The organism is Latilactobacillus curvatus JCM 1096 = DSM 20019 (assembly GCF_004101845.1).
In the GTDB taxonomy this organism is placed as follows: domain Bacteria; phylum Bacillota; class Bacilli; order Lactobacillales; family Lactobacillaceae; genus Latilactobacillus; species Latilactobacillus curvatus.
In genome coordinates this window covers 902,962-922,699 of sequence record NZ_CP026116.1, presented here as the reverse complement: position 1 = coordinate 922,699, position 19,738 = coordinate 902,962, and the positions used below count along the sequence as shown (strand labels likewise).

The following is a 19,738-nucleotide window of genomic DNA, read 5'->3' as shown; positions in this document are numbered from 1 at the left end:
TCTAGCAACTTATGTTAAAACACGATAAACTAGTTAATGAGGTGAGCAGATGAAAGCAATTATTCACAATGAGTGGCAAACGATTCTCGCACCAGAGTTTGCCAAACCCTATTATGGTCAGCTCCATACCTTTTTGAAACAGGAATACCAAACGACCACGGTTTATCCAGAGATGCACCATATTTTCCAAGCCTTTGAATGGACACCGTTTGAACAGGTTAAAGTCGTCATTTTAGGACAAGATCCTTATCATGGCCCGAACCAAGCCCATGGGTGTAGTTTTTCCGTTTTACCAGGGGTCAAAGTCCCACCATCATTGCAAAATATTTATAAAGAATTGCAGACGGATGTTGGCTTTCAACCGGTTCAGCATGGCTATTTAAAGAGTTGGGCGGATCAAGGCGTGTTCTTGTTGAACACCGTATTGACCGTGCGGGCAGGTCAATCAAATTCGCATCGTAAACAAGGTTGGGAACAGCTAACGGATGCGGCGATTGCTGCATTGTCAAATCGGGGACATGTGGTCTTCATTTTATGGGGAAACGCGGCAAAGGATAAACGGCGGTTAATTGATGAGACGCAAAATGCGGTCATTACTGCAGTACATCCCAGTCCCTTGTCAGCCTATCATGGTTTCTTTGGCTCTAAACCTTTCTCACAGACGAATACTGCCCTTGAGCAATGGGGCATGGCGCCAATTAATTGGCAATTACCACAAACAGTCACGGTAGAATAATGAAGCGTTACCATTGTTGACTTGTCGCGGTATTAGAAACGTTGTATGATTACATTAGCAATAATAAAATGCTTACTGGAGGTTGCAATTGTGGATTTATTTGAAAGCTTAAAAGCAAAGATTACCAATCGGCAATTTAAAATTGTTTTTCCGGAAGGAACAGAACCAAGAATTATTGGTGCAGCAGCACGGTTGAATGCTGATCGGATTTTGAAACCCATTTTAATTGGGGCAACGAATGATATTCAACAAATCGCTGCTGCTAAAGGATTTAACTTGGACGGGATAACGATTATTGATCCACAAGAATATCCAACAGCTGACTTTGAAAAAATGGTTGCCGCTTTTGTCGAACGCCGCAAGGGCAAGGCAACCCCTGAACAAGCACAAACAATTTTACAAGATCCTAATTATTTTGGCACCATGCTGGTTTATTTAAACTTAGCCGACGGGATGGTTTCAGGTGCCGTGCATTCAACAGGCGATACTGTTCGACCAGCATTACAAATTATTAAAACAAAACCAGGTGTCCAACGCACAAGCGGGGCCTTCATTATGCAACGCGGTCGCGATAACGAACGTTACTTATTCTCAGATTGCGCCATCAATATTAACCCGAATGCGCAAGAATTGGCTGAAGTTGCTGTGGAATCTGCAAAGACGGCTGAGTTGTTCGATATCGATCCGAAAGTTGCGCTGTTGAGCTTTTCAACGATGGGGTCTGCGAAAGCAGACGAAGTCACGAAGGTTCAAGAAGCAGCACGGATTGCACATGAAATTGCGCCAGAATTAGACATTGATGGTGACCTACAATTTGATGCCGCATACGTACCAGTTGTTGCGAACCAAAAAGCACCAGATTCAAAAGTGGCGGGTCAAGCCACTGTGTTTGTTTTCCCAGAATTACAATCAGGGAACATTGGCTACAAGATTGCCCAACGTTTTGGGAATTTCGAAGCCATCGGACCAATTTTACAAGGTTTGAATCAACCCATTTCTGATTTATCACGTGGGAGCAACGAAGAAGATGTTTACAAGTTAGCCATCATTACGGCTGCTCAAGCATTACAAAACTAATTGACCGACAACAAAGACGCCAGCACAGAAAAATTGTGCTGGCGTCTTTGACTTTGCGAACAGGGCTTTTTTCGGTATAATGACACACAGATAACAATTAGAATGAGGCAGAACATGTTAGAATTTAAAACAACTGATCCAGAACAAACAATTGCGATTGCCAAACAGTTGGGCCAACAAGTCCAAGCCGGTGATGTCTTGTTGTTGGATGGTGATTTAGGCGCTGGTAAAACAACGTTTACGAAAGGCTTGGCAGCTGGTCTGGGAATTGACCGCTATATTAAGAGTCCGACATTTACGTTAATTCGTGAGTATCAAGACGGTCGGTTACCACTCTATCATATGGATGTGTATCGATTGGAAGAAACGGGCGCCAGTGATTTAGGCTTAGAAGAGTATTTCGATGGGGACGGGGTTTCGGTGGTTGAATGGAGTCAATTTATTGCTGAAGAACTACCGAGCGATTATTTGACGATTCATTTTAATAAGGATGTTAGCGATGATCAAGTTCGGACGTTAGTACTTGATCCGCACGGCGCTCACTACGAAGCATTGGTGCGTACTAGTTTTGCAGACTAGTGTAATTGACATTCGGCCCGCGCAAGCAGCAGATGCGCGGGCTTATTTATGCTTTCTAAAGGCGGTCGCTAAAGAAACACGGTATGTTGCGTTACCAGCGGAGTTAGCCACTTTAACACCATTATTTACTGAATTTTTGATAGCAAGTATTCTTGAATCGCAACAAGATGTATTATTGCTTGCTTTTGATCAACAGCAAATTGTCGGGGCAATTCGTGTGAATAGTCCGACAGAACAGGGGCTAACACATATCAGTGAAGTTAGTATCGCTGTTTTAAAAGCGAAGTGGCATCGCGGAATTGGCTCTGATTTGATGGCGCACCTTTTAGCGTCGGTTCGAGAAATAGGAAATCCGCGACGGCTTGAGTTAACAGTACAAGCCCGTAATCACCGTGCAATTGCACTTTACAAACGGTTTGGTTTTGTGACCGAAGCACAATTAGCAGCCGGATTTTATGCGCCAGAAACGGGCTATATTCCGGTTGTGCAAATGTGCCAATTAATGAATATGGATGAGGAGATTTAAGATGCAACAACAACGAGGACGCGGAATTTACTTAGCCGTATTAGGATCAATATTTTGGGGGATTCAAGGGCCAGTATCACAGTGGCTATTCACTGACACGGCAATTAAGCCAGAATGGCTAATGGGGGTTAAGATGGGGCTTTCAGGCCTATTTCTATTAGGTTATGCGCTCATTAAACAACCGAACGATGTTTTTACAGTGTGGCGGCAACCGCGGGACTTTACGCGGATGTTATTATTTGCAGTATTAGGGTTATCGGCCGTTCAGTATTTTTATTTTCTAACGATTCAAGCCAGCAATGCACCAACGACTACGATTTTACAACAGCTAGGCACCATCATGATCATCTTAATTAGCTTGGTGATTTATCGTAGAGCACCTAGCCGCGTTGAACTAATTGCAGTGACTGTTGCATTGTTGGGGACGTGGTTGTTAGTGACAAAAGGACAACTGACACATTTGGCGATTTCACACGCGGCATTCGGACTTAGTTTATGCCTTGGCTTTTCTGGCGCTTTAAACACATTAATTCCGGTTAAGTTATTCCAAAAATATCCAACATTAGTGATTGTGGGCTGGGCGATGTTAATCGGTGGGGTGGTCTTCACATTTGTTCATCCATTTTGGGTCGGTGTTCCACCGTTGAATGTGGCAACAATCAGCAGTGTCTTATTCATTGCTTTGTTTGGGACCGCGCTCGCCAATCTTTGTTTCTTGGGGAGTTTACGGTATATCACACCGACAACGGCTGGTTTATTGAATACCTTTGAACCATTAGCTGCGACTATCGGTACTGTTTTATTCTTGAAAACGAGTTTCAACACCTGGGAAGTCGTGGGTGGGATTCTCGTGATCAGTACGGTGTTTATCTTGAGTCTTGGTCAATCTAAGTCAAAATAAGTTAACACGATGAACCGAATTGTGGTATAATTAACAGCGAAACAAAGCTCGTACATTAGTCAAAACAAATTAATGATTATGATGAAGTTGTTAATCTTGTCGAAGCCCTAATGACAATTTAGCTTTAATCCACCATTCGCTAAAAGAGCGGTTAGCCTGTCTGCATAGACAAGTTAACCGCTCTTTTTTTGTTAGCCGATTAATTTGGTGGCCGCTTTTAGCGGTTCAACGCCAAAATCGTTGGCTTCTTTAATCAGAATCTTGGCACAAGCGATACTATCAGCCAGTGCATTGTGGTGATTGTCGAGTGGAATCGCTAGGTTATCACACAAGGTGTTTAACTTATGATTCTCAAATTGCGGATACAACCGCCGACTCGTCTTGAGAGTATCCAACGCTAAATAATGGGGTTCTGGAATGTCGTAGTGTTGGAGTGTACTTTTCAACACACCAATATCAAAATTCGCATTGTGGGCGACCACTAACTTGTTTGGCGTGAAAAATGGTGCGATGTGCGGCCAGACTTGATTGAACTTGGGCGCTTGAGCCACATCGGCTTCATGAATGCCATGAATTTGCGTATTGCGACTGCTAAAATAAGTTTCAGGTTTAATTAACGTATAAAAACTATCAACGATTTGATCGTTGCGCACAACAACAAGGGCAAGTGAGCAAGCACTATGCCATTGACCGTTGGCGGTTTCAAAATCCATTGCGACAAAATTCATTATTTTGAACCTCGCTTTTTATAAAGTTTGCTTATTCTAAGCGAATAAATCTTGCGTGTCAAGTTCGACGGGGCAGTGGTCGGAACCAAAAATTTCCGTGTGAATCTTGGCATCGACTAATTTAGGTTGGAGATCATTGGAAGTAATGAAATAATCAATGCGCCAGCCGGCATTATTGTCGCGGGCGTGGAATCGATAACTCCACCAAGAATAAATATCGGGTTGATCAGGATAGAAATAACGGAAGGTATCGGTGAAGCCGCGATTTAAGAGGGTTGTCATTTGCCCTCGTTCTTCATCTGAAAAGCCGGCGTTATGATGATTGGTCTTATCATTTTTCAGATCAATTGGTTCATGGGCAACGTTTAAATCACCGCAGAAAATGACGGGTTTTTGAGTCGATAAATTAGCGATATAAGTTTGAAAGGTATTCTCCCAACGCATGCGATAGTCTAATCGTTTCAACTTATCCTGTGAATTGGGTGTGTAGCAAGTGATTAAATAAAAAGTAGGGTATTCAAGTGTAATCACGCGTCCTTCTTGATCGTGTTCAGGTTGGCCGATACCATAAGTTGCAGTGAGCGGTTTATGCTTAGTGAAGATGGCAGTACCGGAATAGCCCTTTTTTTCAGCGTAATTAAAGTATTGATGATAACCTGGTAAATCTAATTCAACTTGGCCGGCTTGCATCTTAGTTTCTTGCAGACAGAAAAAATCGGCATCTAGTTGATTAAAAGTGATCATAAAGTCTTTTTTTAAAACGGCGCGTAAGCCATTAACGTTCCAAGAAATAAATTTCATTGTCGATTCCTCATTTCTAAATTCCATTTTAACGGTCTAGTCAATAATACGCAAAAAAAGTGTTGGCTGTTCAATTCAAGCCGTCTTTGTTAAACTAGGAGTAGATTATTTTTTGAGGGGAACGACAATTGTGACAAGTCAAGTTGAAGTATTTTTACAAGCAAACCAAGCAATCGAGATTCATCAAGCAGAACCATTGAGCTTATACACCTTTACCAAAACAGGTGGACCGGCAGATTTACTCGCACTCCCCAAATCTGTTGCAGAAGTGCGGCAATTAGTGGCCAGTGCCAATGAACTGACATTACCCATCACAATTATCGGTAATGCTAGTAATCTAATTGTTCGTGACGGTGGCATTAAAGGCTTAGTCATCATCTTAACGGCGATGAATCAGATTAAAGTTGAAGGTAACTTGGTGACTGCGCAAGCTGGAGCAGGGATTATTCAAACCTCTGAAGCAGCTTATAGCGGTAGTTTGACCGGCTTAGAATTTGCTGCCGGCATTCCTGGTAGTGTTGGCGGTGCGGTCTTTATGAACGCCGGCGCATATGGTGGCGAAATTAGTGATGTACTGACCCGCGTTGATGTTTTAATGCGCGATAATCAAGTACAGACGTTAACGGCCGCTGACTTAGACTTCAGTTACCGGCATAGTTTAATTCAAGATAACGGCAGTATTGTGTTGGTTGCCTATTTTGAAATGGCAACGGGTGCGGCACCAACAATTCGCGCCCGGATGGATGAGGTCAACGCTTTGCGGGCTGCCAAACAGCCGCTAGAATATCCCTCATGTGGGAGTGTCTTTAAACGACCAGTCGGTCATTTTGTCGGACCGTTGATTCAAAAAGCGGGCTTGCAAGGGCATCAAATTGGGGGCGCACAAGTTTCTAAAAAACATGCCGGGTTCATCGTGAATATTGATCACGCAACGGCAACGGATTATTTGACGTTGATCGAATACATTCAAAAAACGATCTGGGCGAAGTTTAATGTGCGCTTAGAACCAGAAGTCCGGATTATTGGGCAACATAAGCAAGGTTAAATCAATGATGAAAAGCTATGGTAAAAGATGATTTTATCAGGGCTTTTTTATCAGGATGAGCGTTTTAAAAAGAAAGGGTGTTGGGATGGCAATTATTGAAGCTGTTATTTTGTTAATTACGTTGGTGATTATTGCCAATATCATCGGGCATTATTTGCCAAATTTACCGGTTAGTTTAATTGAGATCGGGTTGGGATTAATGGTGGCGTTAGTATTTGCCGTCAAGATTCCACTAAAAACAGATTGGTTCATGTTGGTGTTTGTTGCACCATTATTGTTTAACGATGGCCGTCGTTTTCCTAAGAAGGAACTATGGGCGTTGCGCGGACCAATTATTGGGAATGCGATTTTCCTCGTCTTTGCAACGACGTTAATTGGCGGCTTGGCCATTCATTGGTTAGTCCCGGCGTTACCGCTGGCTGCAAGTTTTGCGTTAGCGGCAATCTTGTCGCCAACGGATCCGGTGGCGGTACAATCGATTTCAGAACAGGCCGATTTACCGCCCCGGGTTTTGCACTTAGTGAGTGGTGAAAGTTTAATTAACGATGCCAGTGGCTTGATTAGCTTTAAATATGGGATTGCTGCCGCTGTTACCGGCTATTTCTCATGGCAACAAGCCGCGGGCGATTTTCTGTATATTAGTATTGTTGGCGCACTAGCGGGGATGATTATCATGTTAATCATTCATTTTATTCGCCTATTTATGCTACAAGAAGGCTTTGAAGATGTGATGTTCCATACGATTTTACAGTTGGTGACACCGTTTATCATCTATCTAATTGTTGAAGATCTATTCCACGCATCCGGTGTGATTGCGGTGGTGGTAGCTGGGATCATCAGTCATTCATCACGGAATATCTTCCTCGATTTTTTACCGGAGTTGAAGTTAGTGACCGAACAAACTTGGTCAATCAGTGTTTACTTATTAAACGGGATTGTCTTTTTAATTTTAGGGATTGAATTACCTGTCGCTATGCATAATACCGTGCATAATCCGCTGATTAATACGAGTGAAGAAATTCTCCTCGTCTTAGCGGTTTGGTTGATTCTGGTGATTGTGCGGGGACTCTGGACACTAGCTTACTTGCTCTACACCAACCAGACGAATCCCAAAACATTCCGCGAAAACATTAAAATTGCAGTGCTCTCTGGACTTTCTGGGGTTCGTGGAGCGATTACGATGGCCGGGGTATTATCGGTGCCAACTGTTTTAGCGGATGGTTCACCGTTTCCTCAACGCGGCTTAATGCTCTTTATTGCGGCCGGCGTGATTATTGTCAGTCTGGTGATGGCCGTTGTCTTAATTCCTAAGCTGACAAAAGTCAAAGCACCAATCGAGATGCGAGGGATGCAACGAGATCTTGAAGCCGAAGCAGCCGCAGAAGATGAAGCAGCTGCTGATTTATTGGATGAAACAAACGCTAAGATTTACATGTACAAAGTAGCAGCGAGCATGGTCGAATCCCAACGGCATATTGATAATAACCGGGCTGCTTTAGATTTATTGGCAGAGTATCAGTTGATGATCCGCCGGTTGGAGAGTCAACAAAGCGAAGCAAGCACAAGTGACGAACTACCACCGTTAATTGCTGAAGAGTTGATTTTGCGACAAGTGGCATTTGACGGAGAACGTCAGAAGTTAGAGTTATTATGGGCTGAAAAGGCCATTAGTGCTAAAAGCTATCGGCATGGTAAACGTAAGTTACGGCAAAAACAAGTAATGTTATCGGTTATTGGGACGAGTTTTAATTGGCATCATGTGCAACTACAAGTCTATCGTGCTTGGTCAATCAGCAAACGCTTTTTGACGCATCTCTGGCCGCGGCATACCAAATCACCAAGTGAAACCGAGTGGCAATTGACTGAACGTGAAATGGCTAAGGCGGGAATTAAACAATTGTCGTATTTCCTAAAACAGCCTGAAAATCGCCAACGTCATTATAATCGTCAGGTTATTTATCAAATTATTGTGCGGTATCGGAATCAGATTGAAAACATGAAAAATGGGGGGCGGAGTAAGACTGCTATCTATGAACGTCAATTACAAAAATTAAGAATCAAAGCGCTCACGAGTGAACGAGTGGCGATTCAAGAGTTATTGGAACAACATAAAATTTCATGGCAACTTGCAGATGAATTACGCAAAAACATTAACTATTCCGAAAATACACTGATCTTAGCACGAACGGATACTGAATAGATTCAAAAAAGCCCCACGCACTCATTTTAAATTGAGTGCGTGGGGCTTTTTTTGATGGTTAGAATAAGTGGCGGCGGCGGTAGTATTTGTAGCTGTAATAACCACCAATTGCAAAGCCGGCGCTGATTAGTGAAATCGTCAAACCCCAATAGAAATAAGGTGGCCAGTATTTAAGGGTAACGGTATGGTGACCTTTTTTCAGCGGGATGGCGATGAAGTTCTTCAAGCCGCGTTTGATTTTAACCGGATGGCCGTCAACCGTTGCATGCCAACCAGCAGCATAGGGGACGGTTGTCATGAGGACTTGGTTTTGTTGAGGAATGGTGATCGTTCCTTTGATGGTTGTGTTTGAGAAAGTATTCAGTTTCAATGCATGTGCACGAAGTTGCTGCGTTAGGTGCGTCAATGCTTGATAATTCAAACTATATAAATTAATATTTTGGAGCCAAATTTCCTTTTTAGAGAAGCTAAGGTCAACGGTTTGTTGTTGGCCGATTGCGTTACTTGTCAGGTTTAAGACGACAGTATCGCGGAAAGTATCGTATTGTTGTAGCGTGTGACCGTTTAATGAGACCTGAACCGCATTTTTTTCGAGGTTTGAGCCTAATGTGAGGTAATAGGGGTCACTCGTTGTGGGTGTGAAGGTATAGATGACGTGAGCTGGATTCTTCGGATCAACCCGGAGGAAAGTTTCGTTGAGTTTTGGTTTTTGTTTAGCATTCTTGTAAGTGACAGTATTGAAAAATTGAAGTGTGAAGAGTGGCTGTTCTGTCGCTGAATTGACTAAGTCTGCCGCAATCTGGTTCTGTTCAAGGATGGGATAATTGGCAACCACATGATGTTTAAGCACTTTTTCAGAGGCCGCAAAGCCTAAATCAAGTGCGTTGGGGTTTTGATAAATTGCAATTTGATCTTTTTTTTTGAGTAAGTTATAACGTGCTAAGTCCGGCTTATTCGTACTGAGTGGAATTGTTGCTTGCCCACTAGTATTGTTAAGGTAGTAGCGATAACCTAATAACGCATCGGTGAACAGGGTCTGATTAGTATCGGCAACGGCGCCATCGCCAGCTGGTTCGCCAATGCTGCCCATGAATTTCGGATAGCTCAGTTCGAGCATCGAATTAAAATGAGATCCGCCGAAATAATCAGCTTGCATCGGGTCATTTTTTGTCCGCATAAAGGTTTTGCCAATTCGTTGAAACGCGGTTTTATTTGGAATTGCGCTAATGGCTGATTGTAAATGAGCTGTATAATCTGCGTAATCTTTTTGTGAGACATAGCTAATTTGATTAAGACTCATTGTCGCGTTGGTGACCATCTCACCACCGACGCATAGAACTAAGAGCAAAGGATAATAGTGCTTGAGCGGCTTTTTCAGGAGTAAAAGCAAGCATGTCATCAGTAAGAAAGCGATGCTTAAGTTAATCTGATTAGGACTTAGCGCGGTGAAGCTCTTGAGATGTTTGGCAGTATAACCAAAAGCCGCCATCAACATTAAAAACGGCAACAAGAGTTGATACCAACTAAATCGAAGGTGCTGGTGGAGCCGTTGAACCGCGAGCACGATTAGCCAAAAGCTAACCACATATGAAAAGCGGTAAGGATACCAAACTGGAAATTGCATGCCGTGCCATAATAAATCAAGGGGTTCATAACACATTGAAACACCTAAGAAAATGGTGACTAATAAGGCAACTAACCGTTCTTGCCAGGCGATCTTGCGTGTTCCAAAATACAAGATGGCACAAATCAATACGAGACTGCCGACGAATATATTCGGTTCGCCTTTTGGCATTTGGTCGAAGTTAAAATTGCCAATCACAAGTTTAGAAAGCATCTTAAGCGGATTATATTCGAACTTCCAATGAATCTTTTGAATGGTGTACTGCCCTTTGCTCTGCGTCAATTGGAAAAAAGTTGGCAATAGGAGCCAGGCTGAGAGTAAACCGGCCAAGAGTGAGCCACTGATGAAGCGGACAGCGCGTTGCCATAGATGGCGCCAAGTTTGCCAATAATGAGCACAAGCCCACGCAAAATAAGCAATGACAAACAGGCAAACCATATAGCCCATATAATAGTTACTCATTAAGAGTGCGGCAAGACTCAATGGATAAAGCCAAAAGTGACGGCCTGTAAAGAGCCGGTCGATGCCTAAGACAACTAGTGGAAGCCAGACGAGTGCATCCAACCACATAACGTTAAACTGGTTGGCAATTGCAAACCCGGATAAGGCGTAGACAACACTAAGTGTCGGTAACCACCAGCTATGGAGTAGTTTGTTAGATTTTAAGTAGTACGCAAAGCTAAGACCACTGGCGCCTGTTTTGAAAAGGACAAGCAGCCAAACACCAAAACTCAACCAAGTTCCTGGTGTCAATAGGACGATTAGATTGAATGGACTCATCAAATAGTAAGCCCAGACCCCAAGCATGTCGCCCCCTAAGCCCTTAGCAAAGGAATAAAAAAAAGTTTCGGGATGGTGCAATAGCGTACTTCTGAAAAAAGCGTAAAAATCGATGTATTGTTGGCCTAGATCAACAGTCAGGATTGTTTGCCCTCCAAAAGGGAACACTTGTCGAAGTAGTCCGTAGATAAATAAAATGCCAAATGGTAGTAAGAAACTAAGGCCTAATGTATAATGACGACGTGCAAAAGCGTAAAATCGACTCACGGTAATCCTCCAATTAATAAAAAAATCTAAAAATTAGGTTGCTAGTCCGTTTTTAACTGAGAAAAGCTGTAAAATATAACCAGTTAATGACTATGCTTAAGCATACCATAATCTCGTTTGAATTTAGAGATTTGGCATAGCTTGTTTAAGATAATTTTGCTAAACTTAAACAATACAGCACAAAATCGCTCAAAAGGTCGCTTGGCGACTTTTTGAAGCATAGAGCGGCGCCATCTTTTACTAGAGCGGCGCTAAATAAGGAGTATCTGACCGTCTGTGAAAATCATTAAGAGAAAAAACAAACAAAATCGTGAAAAATCACTGATTCCATTCCGCTTAAATTTCCTATTATTCGTTGTCTTCGCGTTATTTGCCGCGTTGATTATGCAATTGGGACGCCTGCAAGTGATGGAGGGCGCTAATTTTCAAGCGATGGTCAACAGTACTGATAAGAAAATCGTTACAGGTAACGTGCCTCGAGGGATGATTCTGGATTCAAAGGGCCGTGTCTTAGTTGGGAATACTGCTAAACCGGCGATTACTTATACGAAGAATATGAATGTCTTGGCAGACAAAATGTATGCAGAGGCCAATAAGTTAACCCAATATTTAACGGTCCCGACGGATAAGTTAACTGAACGTGATCAGATTGACTACTACCTCAGTAACCCCAAGAATCTTAAAAAATGGAACGCAAAACTGCCTAAATCTGCGAAGGTTGCCAGTGATGGTTCTGAGTTGCCAGAAAAGAAGGTTTATCAATCAACAATCGAATTGGTTAAAAAGTCGTTTAAAGGGTTAAACGAGCAACAAAAACAAGCCGCTGCGATTTTCAAAATTATGAGTGGGGCTTATCAATTATCGACAGTTTATATTAAAAATACGGATGTGACTGATAAGGAAATTGCTGAAATCAGTGAACATCTAACGAGTTTGCCAGGGATTAATGTCAGCACCGATTGGGAACGGGCTTATCCTAATGGCGATTCAATGCGCAGTATTATTGGGCATGTTTCAACTGAAGAGCAAGGGTTACCAGAAGATGGCGTCAACTCCTTGCTAGCACAGGGCTATTCGCGTAATGATCGCGTTGGGACCAGTTATTTAGAAAAGCAATACGAAAGTGTCTTGCATGGTTCTAAGTCGCAATCACAAGTTGAAGTTGGTGCGAATAATCAGATTCTCTCAAGTAATGTCTTATTTAAAGGGCAAAAAGGGAGTAATTTAAATTTAACAATTGACCAAGCTTATCAAACGCAAGTGGAAGCGGCTTTGAAGAAAGTCTATGATCAGGCAAAAGCAGCGGGAGCCACTCAGTATTCTGATGGTGCCTATGCCGTGGCGATGAATCCGAAAACAGGTGCTATTTTAGCAATGGCTGGCGAATCCAACGATCGTAAGTCAGGTGAAATTGCCGATGATGCGCTCGGGGTGATTAATCACACCTTCGTCATGGGGTCTGCTATTAAAGGGGCGACCGTTATGGGGGGCTTAATGGATGGTGTGATTACGCCAACCAATAATACCTTACCGGATACACCAATCTATTTAAGAGGAACGCCGGTTAAGAAATCTGTTTACCCAGTTGGGACGTTTGGATCATTGAACGCTGAATCAGCGTTGGAAGTTTCTTCTAATATTTACATGATGCAATTAGCGATGTTAGAAGGGCATGCCAAATATGTACCCAATTCTTCGTTAACGATGGATTCAGATATCTTTACGAAGATGCGTGGCTACTTCAGTCAATTTGGCTTAGGACAAAAGACTGGGATTGATTTGCCAGGTGAAGCCACCGGGATCGAAGGGCCAACCGTCAATGAATATGGCGAGCCAGCCAATGGTTCATTACTTGATTTATCTTATGGTAACTACGATGCCTACACCTTAATTCAATTGGCACAATACATTTCAACCATCGCAAACGGTGGTCAACGAATGAAACCATACCTTGTGGATTCGATTCAACAAACTGGTAACGATGGGTCAGCTGGCCAAGTTGGTACCAAGACCACGCCGACAGTGCTTAGCACAGTTGATGCGCCCGAAAGTTACTTTAATGTCGTTAAAAAAGGGATGTACAACGTTGTCAATGGGACCAACGCTTGGGGGACAGCACACACCTTGAAAGATATTAAACCAACGCTTGGCGCTAAAACCGGGACGGCACAATCATTTGCCCGTGAAGATCCAAACGATTCGACAAGTAAGCAAGTCGAAACCGTTACTTCTAGTTTGGTTGGCTTTGCTCCATACGATAATCCGCAAGTGGCAATCGCCATTGTGTTCCCGAACTTAAACTCTGATAAAGGGCACTACAATACGTTACTAGCCCGTGAAATGATTACGAGTTTCTATAAATTAAATAACATTACTGAATGAAATATTCCAAAATAACCTTTTCAGATACCATAAAAAATGGTATGATACTAAGAGTCTAAGAATTAAACAGTTTTTTAGAAATTTACTTACAGCTTGGAGGCTATATCAATGCGTGTTCACATTACAATGGAATGTACAGAATGTCACGAACGTAGTTACTTATCAAACAAAAATAAACGTAACAATCCAGATCGCTTGGAATTAAAGAAATATTGCCCACGCGAACGCAAAGTAACTTTACACCGCGAAACTAAATAATAGTGACGCACATCAAAAGTCGGGGCGCTTCGCGCTCGGGCTTTTTTTTATTAAGGAGGCTTTTGAATGCGGACTAAAAAGCAAATTCGGCAACAACAAATTGCGGCATTACAAACGCTTGCGCAGACGCCTGCGCTTAAACATGCCCAAGAAGCACAACTTTTGGAATTGTTAATGACAACCGAGGTGTTTCAAAAGGCAACAATCATCGGTGTCACGTTGAGTCAGCCAATTGAAATGGCGACCCAGCCGGTAATTGATGCCATTCGTTTGGCCGGTAAAGAAGTTGTAGTGCCCAAGACATTGCCAGAGCGACAAATGGCTTTTTACCCGTTAACGGCAACCACTGAATTAACAACGAGTTCCTATGGTGCTTTAGAACCAGTGGTTACAGCTGGTAGCCAGGTGTTAATCCCTGATTTAATGATTGTGCCGGGACTAGCATTTAGTCCAGAAGGTTGGCGGGTTGGTTTTGGTGGCGGTTATTATGATCGTTATCTTGCCAAATATCCAATGCCAACTGTTGCACTAGCGCTTAAACCACAACAACGAAGTGCTGATTGGGCCATTGATGAATTCGATATCCAACTCGATCAGGTTCTTCAGGTCTAAAGGAGAAAAGATGACTAATTTTAAAGAACGTTGGCAAGACGCACCGATTGTGGTGTATGCCTTGATGTTACTAACGATTTTGATGTTTGCAATGATGTTTTTGAATCCGGTTGTATGGTTGAACGGCTTTACATCGGTTAACATGCTAATGAATGGCCGGATTATTGGGTTTATGATGGCATCTGTCAATCATGGCCGGTTTATGAATCTCTTCGTAGATTTGGTTATTTTGTTTTTTGTTGGTGGACAACTTGAACGATTATTAGGACACTGGCGCCTATTAGCTATCTATATACTGAGCAGTTTGGCGAGTTTGTTTACAACGGGCGCTTTTTTTGGTCTCGATACACCAACCGTGACTGCTGGAACAGCTATCTTAGGGCTATTCGGTGGCTTCTTGATGTTAGGTGATGCCTTTAAAGAAGAATCCGTGCTAGGACAAGTGGCACGCCAGTATTGGCTGTTTTTATTTTTAACAATCGGATTACAATTTATTGTCGATCACAATGCATTGTACGCAATGGTAGGTGGGGTACTTGGCGGCTTTTTAAGTAGTATGGCGCTGGGTGCACCTAAAGTGGGTAAGATTGACCCGCTGAACCGTGTGGTGAGTGGGTTAATTTATGTTGCAACGATGATTTTATTTGGTTTTCTGGGTATGAATCATTAATCAATTTATGTATAATGTTAAAGGTGAAGTTGATGAGAACTCTATATGATGTACAACAACTTTTAAAACAATTTGGCGTTTACGTCCATCTTGGTAAACGACTTTGGGATATCGAGCTCACCAGTATCGAATTACGGCACGTTTATGATGCGGGGTTAATCGATGGCAAAGTGTATCGTGATGCTAAGATGGTTTTAGTGCGTGAACATCGGTTGGAGAAAAATGAAGCGTTTAATCACAATTTATTGGAGGAGAAGTTTAAATGACAGACAAGAAGTTAATCGGCGTTGATTTAGGCGGGACAACTGCTAAATTTGCAATTATGACAATGGATGGCGAAATCCAACAACGCTGGAGTATCGATACGGATATTTTAGATGAAGGTAGCCACATTACACCGGATATCATTGAATCGATTAATCATCATTTAGATTTATATAACATGACACCTGCTGATTTCATCGGGATTGGTATGGGCACACCTGGTAGTGTTAACAGTAAAGAAGGGACCGTTATTGGTGCTTACAACTTAAACTGGAAGACAACCCAATACTTACGTCGCGATATCGAAGCTGGCACACACATGAAGCTTGCAATTGATAATGATGCCAACGTTGCTGCTTTAGGTGAACGTTGGAAGGGTGCTGGTGAAAACCAACCCGATGTTGCTTTTGTCACACTTGGCACTGGAGTTGGCGGCGGGATCGTTGCTGATGGCCATTTATTACACGGTGTTGCTGGTTCTGCAGGTGAATTAGGCCACGTAACAGTTGAACCACATGGTTATGAATGTACGTGTGGCAAACAAGGTTGTTTAGAAACTTATGCTTCAGCAACCGGTGTTGTGCGCGTTGCACGTGACATGGCTGAAGAATACGCTGGTAATTCAAAATTAAAGACAATGTTGGATGATGGTGAAGAAATCAGCTCTAAATTAGTTTTTGACATGGCTAAAGAATCAGATGCATTGGCTGTTAAGGTTGTTGATCGTGTTTCTTACTACCTTGGTTTAGCATTAGCTAACGTTGGGAACATGTTGAATCCCGCTTACATCGTTATCGGTGGTGGTGTTTCAGCTGCTGGGGAATTTTTACGTAAACAAGTTGAAGCTTACTTTGAAGAATTTACATTCCCAAATGTTAAAAATACGACTAAGATTCGTTTAGCAAACTTAGGAAACGTAGCCGGTGTTATCGGGGCTGCTTCACTTGCACTTCAATTTGATCAACAATAATTTGTTATAAGGGAGTCTTATCGATGCTTGTATTAGGGACAATTAATGTATGGGTAGTAATTAATATTATTCTGATCGCCATTTTACTTTGGTTCTTGGGCGATTGGGCATATTATCAAATTCAACGCAAACGCTTAGGCGGCGAATTAACGGAAGCGGCGTTTGAAGAAACAATGCGCAAGGCCCAAATTGTCGACTTACGGGATAAAAAAGATTTTGATGCAGGCCACATTTTAGGCGCCCGCAACTTACCTTATCCAATGTTGAAACAAAATATGGGTGAACTACGGATGGACTTACCAGTCTACTTATATGATGCAGGCATTACGCTCAGTATCCGAGCAGCACTGAAGTTAAGAAAAGCTGGTTTCACCGACATTAAATGGTTGAAAAAGGGTTATGCTGGTTGGACCGGCAAAACAAAGCGTAAAAAGAAATTAAATTAAACCAAAAAAGCCCAAGAGTTACTAGCGAAAAAAACTAGTCAACTGTTGGGCTTTTTATAGAGTGCGCAGGCAGATGGTCATACTCTGAGGATTAGTGGCATACCGTAAATGAGCGGCAGAGCCGATCGTTTGCGGTATGTAACTAACCGAAAGAGTATATCTGGCGGCGCACGTTTCAAAACAGAGTGCGTTTAAAGCGGTTTGACTCTGAGCATTAGCATAGTGTTGTTAATGACCGACAAAGTCGGTCGTTTGCAATACGAAGCTAATCCCAAGAGTCAGCTTTAAAAAGCACGTTTCCACAAAAAAAGTCCGTCGCCAATCAGGCAACGGACGCAGTCTTTTCAAAGCGCTTAGCCTTGGTGAGCTGAATGGCTCTTACGGTTAGCACGTCGACGACTTTCTTCAATTTGATTTTCTTTTTCTTCGATTGGATCAACGACGGTCTTCTTAAATGCCAAGAGTGAACCGGCAATCGCGCCGACTGTTGAAACGGTTCCGATTACGAAACCTTTTAGAAATTTATGTTTCATAGGTAAAGCCTCCTCAAGTCTCAATTCATTCAAGTACAACTTTATTATCGCGTATTTAAGCGCGAATAGCTAGTAAAATACGTTAATTAATGTGGTGAAAATATGGAAAAAGAAAAGCTAATCGTCATTGTTGGTCCGACAGGCGTTGGTAAAACAGCGTTAAGTCTACAACTCGCACAACAGTTGCAAGGTGAGATTATTTCCGGGGATGCGATGCAGGTTTATCGCCAGTTAGACATCGGTACGGCCAAAGTCACACCAAAAGAGCAGGCGCTTGCGCCGCACCACTTAATTGATGTGGCGGATATCGATCAACGCTTCACTGCCTTTGACTTTCAACAGCAAGGACAACAACTCGTCACTGAAATCGTCAGCCGGCAACACATGCCCTTGGTTGTTGGTGGAACGGGACTTTATTTGCAGGCGTTACTGTACGATATGACCCTGGGTAGTGCGCAAGATGCGGAACAGAATTTTACGATTCGTCAAAAATGGCAAACTTTTTTGGATCAGCATTCTGAAGAAGCTTTGTGGCAGATGCTTAATCAAATTGATCCGCAAGCAGCCGCTAAAATTCCGAGTGCGAATCCACGGCGTGTGGTTCGCGCATTAGAGGTTTATGAAACAACGGGAACTTTGTTTTCACAACAAAAGCCAAAAGAATTACGTTATGATACGTTTATTATTGGATTGAATTGTGACCGTGCATTATTATACGAGCGAATCAACCAGCGGGTGGATCAAATGATCGATGCTGGACTTTTAGAAGAAGCGCGGTTGGCTTATGCACATCGTGAAACGAGTCCGCAAGCCGTGCGGGGGATTGGGTATAAAGAGTTCTTCCCATACTTTGATAGTGACTGTTCATTAGACGTGGCAATTGCTCAAGTAAAACAAAATTCACGGCACTACGCAAAACGACAACTAACGTGGTTTAGAAACCAGATTCCGGTCAATTGGTATAATCTGGTTGAACAACCTGAAGCCGATTTGGCTCGGATTCAAACCGATTTACAACAATGGTTACAGCAATAATAGAAATGGAGTGGTTAAAAAATGGATTGGCAAGCAAACTTAGCACCAGAATTACAAGCTAAAATCGCAGCAGTTGATACGCAAATCGCACCGCGTTTACAAGCACTGGATGAACAAATCATCAATAATCAAGCAAAGGTGCTCGAAGCGTTTCAAGCAGAAAATATTTCTGAATCGCATTTAAACGGGACAACCGGTTACGGCAACGATGATCAAGGACGCGATAAGTTAGAGGCCGTCTATAGTCACGTTTTCAAAACTGAAGATGCGCTTGTGCGGCCGCAATTGGTTTCCGGCACACACGCGATTGGAACGGCCTTATTGGGGATGTTGCGGCCTGGCGATGATCTTTTATATCTTACGGGCGAACCATATGATACGTTGCAAGAAGTCATCGGGATGGCCGGTAACGGGATTGGTTCACTAAAAGAATTCCAAATCGGATTCGATTTTGTGCCATTATTAGCTGATGGTGCCGTGGATTTTGAAACGGCCCGGACCAAAATTACAGCTAAGACAAAAGTGGTCGCTATCCAACGTTCACGTGGCTATGCTGATCGGGATAGTTTCACGGTTGATAAAATCAAGGAAATGATTGCCTTTGTCAAAAACATTAACCCTGAATTGATTGTCTTTGTCGATAATGCTTACGGTGAATTCTCTGAAACAACGGAACCAACAGAATTCGGGGCCGACGTAATGGCCGGTTCTTTAATCAAAAATGCTGGTGGTGGGATTGCGCAAACGGGTGGTTACATCGTCGGGACTGAAAAATTAATCGAAATGATTGGTTATCGCCTGACTGTGCCAGGTGTTGGTGCCAGTGAAGGCGCCACACAAGGCAATCTGCAATTGATGTTTGAAGGTTTCTTCTTAGCACCAAGTGTGACTGGTAATGCGATTAAAGGGGCTGTTTTTGAAGCAGCGCTTTTGGAACAAATGGGCTTGAGTGTCTCACCTAAATGGGATGCCCCTAGAACAGACTTGATTCAAACGGTGAACTTCGGTAATCCGGATGATATGGTTAAGTTCGCTGGTTGTGTTCAAGCGCAATCACCAATCGATTCATTTGTGACCCCCATTCCAAGTGATTTTGCCGGTTACGAAGATCAAATCGTAATGGCTGCCGGGACCTTTATCCAAGGTGCCAGCATCGAATTTTCAGCAGACGGCCCATTGCGCGCCCCATATACACTTTACTTACAAGGTGGGTTAACTTACGCGCACGTTAAACTCGCGATTAGTCGGGCAGTCCAAACAACCTTCTTTGAAAAATAAATGCCAAGCGGTCAATCAAATTCGCG

At 42.8% G+C, this 19,738-nt stretch carries 20 protein-coding genes; 16 read left to right on the top strand and 4 right to left on the bottom strand.

Annotation, left to right across the window (positions count from 1 at the left end; translation table 11 throughout):
• Positions 1-49 precede the first annotated feature (49 nt).
• The 5 genes from LCU_RS04885 to LCU_RS04865 all read left to right on the top strand — a co-directional run bounded on the left by LCU_RS04885 (position 50) and on the right by LCU_RS04865 (position 3,819).
• Entirely contained in the window at positions 50-736 is a 687-nt protein-coding gene (locus LCU_RS04885; RefSeq protein ID WP_054644048.1) for a uracil-DNA glycosylase, read from the top strand.
• A gap of 90 nt (positions 737-826) precedes the next feature.
• Positions 827-1,813 carry a phosphate acetyltransferase gene (gene pta / locus LCU_RS04880; RefSeq protein ID WP_056965866.1) on the top strand — a complete coding sequence of 329 codons (987 nt, stop codon included), beginning with the start codon at positions 827-829 and terminating at the stop codon, positions 1,811-1,813.
• Between the two features lie 114 nt (positions 1,814-1,927).
• Positions 1,928-2,392, top strand: coding sequence for a tRNA (adenosine(37)-N6)-threonylcarbamoyltransferase complex ATPase subunit type 1 TsaE (gene tsaE / locus LCU_RS04875; protein ID WP_004265209.1), 465 nt, complete (start codon positions 1,928-1,930; stop codon positions 2,390-2,392).
• A complete protein-coding gene (locus LCU_RS04870) occupies positions 2,382-2,918 on the top strand; it encodes a GNAT family N-acetyltransferase (protein ID WP_054644047.1) in 537 nt (178 codons plus the stop codon). Before tsaE ends, LCU_RS04870 begins: the two co-directional genes overlap by 11 nt.
• Position 2,919: 1 nt before the next feature.
• A complete protein-coding gene (locus LCU_RS04865; protein WP_054644046.1) occupies positions 2,920-3,819 on the top strand; it encodes a DMT family transporter in 900 nt (299 codons plus the stop codon).
• A 191-nt stretch (positions 3,820-4,010) separates the two neighbouring features.
• Here the strand turns inward: LCU_RS04865 and LCU_RS04860 are convergent, their stop codons facing one another.
• Together LCU_RS04860 and LCU_RS04855 are read right to left on the bottom strand one after the other, a co-directional pair.
• The gene (locus LCU_RS04860) at positions 4,011-4,547 is read right to left on the bottom strand and encodes a 3'-5' exonuclease (protein ID WP_054644045.1); all 537 of its coding nucleotides are present in this window, start codon (positions 4,545-4,547) and stop codon (positions 4,011-4,013) included.
• 36 nt (positions 4,548-4,583) lie between these two features.
• Positions 4,584-5,348 (bottom strand): exodeoxyribonuclease III, encoded by a 765-nt coding sequence (locus LCU_RS04855; protein WP_056965868.1) that lies wholly within the window; start codon positions 5,346-5,348, stop codon positions 4,584-4,586.
• Between the two features lie 130 nt (positions 5,349-5,478).
• Here LCU_RS04855 and murB point away from each other — a divergent pair, with 130 nt between their 5' ends.
• Together murB and LCU_RS04845 are read left to right on the top strand one after the other, a co-directional pair.
• Complete coding sequence (gene murB / locus LCU_RS04850) at positions 5,479-6,393, top strand: UDP-N-acetylmuramate dehydrogenase (RefSeq protein ID WP_056965870.1); 915 nt, start codon at positions 5,479-5,481, stop codon at positions 6,391-6,393.
• A gap of 85 nt (positions 6,394-6,478) precedes the next feature.
• Positions 6,479-8,593 carry a cation:proton antiporter gene (locus LCU_RS04845; RefSeq protein WP_056965872.1) on the top strand — a complete coding sequence of 705 codons (2,115 nt, stop codon included), beginning with the start codon at positions 6,479-6,481 and terminating at the stop codon, positions 8,591-8,593.
• Between the two features lie 58 nt (positions 8,594-8,651).
• Here the strand turns inward: LCU_RS04845 and LCU_RS04840 are convergent, their stop codons facing one another.
• Positions 8,652-11,264, bottom strand: coding sequence for a YfhO family protein (locus LCU_RS04840; protein ID WP_056965875.1), 2,613 nt, complete (start codon positions 11,262-11,264; stop codon positions 8,652-8,654).
• Positions 11,265-11,540: 276 nt separating this feature from the next.
• Between LCU_RS04840 and LCU_RS04835 the strand changes: the two genes are divergently transcribed.
• The 7 genes from LCU_RS04835 to LCU_RS04805 all read left to right on the top strand — a co-directional run bounded on the left by LCU_RS04835 (position 11,541) and on the right by LCU_RS04805 (position 16,866).
• Positions 11,541-13,646: a peptidoglycan D,D-transpeptidase FtsI family protein gene (locus LCU_RS04835; RefSeq protein WP_056965876.1), complete on the top strand. Its 2,106-nt coding sequence runs from the start codon at positions 11,541-11,543 to the stop codon at positions 13,644-13,646.
• 108 nt (positions 13,647-13,754) lie between these two features.
• Entirely contained in the window at positions 13,755-13,904 is a 150-nt protein-coding gene (rpmG, locus tag LCU_RS04830; protein ID WP_011375028.1) for a 50S ribosomal protein L33, read from the top strand.
• 66 nt (positions 13,905-13,970) lie between these two features.
• Positions 13,971-14,516, top strand: a complete 546-nt coding sequence (locus LCU_RS04825; protein ID WP_054644044.1) for a 5-formyltetrahydrofolate cyclo-ligase — start codon at positions 13,971-13,973, stop codon at positions 14,514-14,516.
• Between the two features lie 10 nt (positions 14,517-14,526).
• Positions 14,527-15,186, top strand: a complete 660-nt coding sequence (locus tag LCU_RS04820) for a rhomboid family intramembrane serine protease (protein ID WP_056965878.1) — start codon at positions 14,527-14,529, stop codon at positions 15,184-15,186.
• Between the two features lie 32 nt (positions 15,187-15,218).
• A complete protein-coding gene (locus LCU_RS04815) occupies positions 15,219-15,452 on the top strand; it encodes a YqgQ family protein (protein ID WP_035185973.1) in 234 nt (77 codons plus the stop codon).
• Positions 15,449-16,420 carry an ROK family glucokinase gene (locus tag LCU_RS04810; RefSeq protein ID WP_054644041.1) on the top strand — a complete coding sequence of 324 codons (972 nt, stop codon included), beginning with the start codon at positions 15,449-15,451 and terminating at the stop codon, positions 16,418-16,420. The genes LCU_RS04815 and LCU_RS04810 overlap by 4 nt, the downstream gene beginning before the upstream one ends.
• 23 nt (positions 16,421-16,443) lie before the next feature.
• Complete coding sequence (locus LCU_RS04805; protein WP_004265272.1) at positions 16,444-16,866, top strand: rhodanese-like domain-containing protein; 423 nt, start codon at positions 16,444-16,446, stop codon at positions 16,864-16,866.
• A 353-nt stretch (positions 16,867-17,219) separates the two neighbouring features.
• On the opposite strand, the gene LCU_RS04800 is transcribed toward LCU_RS04805, so the two are convergent.
• Complete coding sequence (locus tag LCU_RS04800) at positions 17,220-17,399, bottom strand: DUF3042 family protein (protein ID WP_004265196.1); 180 nt, start codon at positions 17,397-17,399, stop codon at positions 17,220-17,222.
• 102 nt (positions 17,400-17,501) lie between these two features.
• Between LCU_RS04800 and miaA the strand changes: the two genes are divergently transcribed.
• Positions 17,502-18,434 carry a tRNA (adenosine(37)-N6)-dimethylallyltransferase MiaA gene (gene miaA, locus LCU_RS04795; RefSeq protein WP_056965879.1) on the top strand — a complete coding sequence of 311 codons (933 nt, stop codon included), beginning with the start codon at positions 17,502-17,504 and terminating at the stop codon, positions 18,432-18,434.
• A 21-nt stretch (positions 18,435-18,455) separates the two neighbouring features.
• Entirely contained in the window at positions 18,456-19,712 is a 1,257-nt protein-coding gene (locus LCU_RS04790; protein WP_004265189.1) for a methionine gamma-lyase family protein, read from the top strand.
• Positions 19,713-19,738: the final 26 nt, after the last annotated feature.

Bases quoted from the DNA above. Each gene is read 5' to 3' on its own strand.
- LCU_RS04885 (WP_054644048.1), top strand. From the start codon at position 50: ATGAAAGCAATTATTCACAATGAGTGGCAAACGATTCTCGCACCAGAG.
- tsaE (WP_004265209.1), top strand. From the start codon at position 1,928: ATGTTAGAATTTAAAACAACTGATCCAGAACAAACAATTGCGATTGCC.
- LCU_RS04865 (WP_054644046.1), top strand. From the start codon at position 2,920: ATGCAACAACAACGAGGACGCGGAATTTACTTAGCCGTATTAGGATCA.
- LCU_RS04860 (WP_054644045.1), bottom strand. From the start codon at position 4,547: ATGAATTTTGTCGCAATGGATTTTGAAACCGCCAACGGTCAATGGCAT.
- LCU_RS04855 (WP_056965868.1), bottom strand. From the start codon at position 5,348: ATGAAATTTATTTCTTGGAACGTTAATGGCTTACGCGCCGTTTTAAAA.
- LCU_RS04845 (WP_056965872.1), top strand. From the start codon at position 6,479: ATGGCAATTATTGAAGCTGTTATTTTGTTAATTACGTTGGTGATTATT.
- rpmG (WP_011375028.1), top strand. From the start codon at position 13,755: ATGCGTGTTCACATTACAATGGAATGTACAGAATGTCACGAACGTAGT.
- LCU_RS04825 (WP_054644044.1), top strand. From the start codon at position 13,971: ATGCGGACTAAAAAGCAAATTCGGCAACAACAAATTGCGGCATTACAA.
- LCU_RS04820 (WP_056965878.1), top strand. From the start codon at position 14,527: ATGACTAATTTTAAAGAACGTTGGCAAGACGCACCGATTGTGGTGTAT.
- LCU_RS04815 (WP_035185973.1), top strand. From the start codon at position 15,219: ATGAGAACTCTATATGATGTACAACAACTTTTAAAACAATTTGGCGTT.
- LCU_RS04810 (WP_054644041.1), top strand. From the start codon at position 15,449: ATGACAGACAAGAAGTTAATCGGCGTTGATTTAGGCGGGACAACTGCT.
- LCU_RS04805 (WP_004265272.1), top strand. From the start codon at position 16,444: ATGCTTGTATTAGGGACAATTAATGTATGGGTAGTAATTAATATTATT.
- LCU_RS04800 (WP_004265196.1), bottom strand. From the start codon at position 17,399: ATGAAACATAAATTTCTAAAAGGTTTCGTAATCGGAACCGTTTCAACA.
- miaA (WP_056965879.1), top strand. From the start codon at position 17,502: ATGGAAAAAGAAAAGCTAATCGTCATTGTTGGTCCGACAGGCGTTGGT.
- LCU_RS04790 (WP_004265189.1), top strand. From the start codon at position 18,456: ATGGATTGGCAAGCAAACTTAGCACCAGAATTACAAGCTAAAATCGCA.